This is a genomic window from Micromonospora sp. 4G55, assembly GCF_016803375.1.
This window is the reverse complement of sequence record NZ_JAEVHN010000934.1, coordinates 1-1,228: the sequence shown is the minus strand read 5'-3', so window position 1 is coordinate 1,228 and position 1,228 is coordinate 1. Positions and strand designations below refer to the sequence as shown.

The window sequence follows — 1,228 nt, the reverse complement described above, 5'->3', positions numbered from 1 at the left end:
GTCGCCCCTGCGGGGTCAGTGCGCGGTGGTCGGGCGCGTCGACCAGCCTGGGGACGGCGTCGCCGTCGAAGAGCCGCGCCGGCGCGGCGTCCTGCGGCCGCATCCGCCACAGCCGGTGCTGCAGTTCGCTCCAGGTCTCCCAGTCGCTGGCCGACGGGATCCGGGCCACCTGGTTGCCCTCGGTCATTCCGGACTCTGCGTTGACCACCGCGTGGTGCCGGGGCAGCGCCTGTGCCGCGTCGTTGCGCTCGGCCAGGATGCGCAGCGCCTTGGGCAGCGCGATCCGCAGGGTGAACTGCGCGACCAGCGCGGGCCGCCCCCACAGCGCCTCGATACCGCGCACGTCCTGCGAGGCGAGTACCAGGTGGATGCCCTGCGACCGGCCCCGCCGGGCCAGGTCCTCCAGCAGGTCGGCGGCCTCCCGGGCCACCACGTCCCGGCCGGCCAGCAGCGCCTGGAACTCGTCGACCACCGCCACGATCCGCGGCCAGTGCCCGGTCGGGTCCACCGCCCGCAGTTCGGCCAGCTTGGTGACCTCGTGCTTCTTGGCGGCGTCGGCCCGTCGGCGCAGCTCCTCGGCGAGGAACCGCAGCAGGGCCAGGCCGAATTCCCGGTCGGTGTTGACGTTGATCCCGACCAGCCGCATGTGCGGCAACCAGCTCGGGTCGCGCCGGCCCTGGGCGAACCGGGCGAAGGACACCCCCTCCTTGAAGTCGAGCAGATAGAACTCCAGCTCGGCGGGGGAGTAGCGGGCGGCGAGCGCGCCGATCCAGGCGAAGATGAGGTTGGTCTTGCCGGTGCCGGAGGGGCCGCCGATCAGTGCGTGCGGCGGGTAGTCGCCCAGGGTCAGCAGCACCGGCCGCCCGTGCGGGCCCTCGCCGATCGGCGCGGTCAGCCCGTGCGCCGAGTCGTCCTTCCACATCTGCTCCGGCGGGGGCAGCAGGTCGGTGAAGGGCATCGGCGGCGGGCCGGCGTTGACCCGGGAGGCGATCTCCCGGCAGGTCTCGGTGACCAGCGCGGCGGGCGGCGGCGGGTCGAGGCGTACCGGCAGGCCGGGCGGGGCGCCGACGCGGGCGTCGCCCGGCTCGGCGACGATCCGGGTGACCGTCGGGTCCGCCGGCAGCGGGATGCCCCGGACCACCAGGTGCACCCCGCAGGCCGCTCCAGTGCGGACCACCCGGTCCAGCTGGCCGCGTTCGTGCCGGGACAGCTCGTCTCCGCCGAGCAG

At 74.9% G+C, this 1,228-nt stretch carries 1 protein-coding gene; it reads right to left on the bottom strand.

Going from position 1 to position 1,228, the window contains the following annotated elements; genetic code table 11:
* Positions 1-1,228: FtsK/SpoIIIE domain-containing protein (locus JNW89_RS36290; protein ID WP_255541618.1), on the bottom strand; the 1,228-nt coding region annotated here is incomplete at both ends.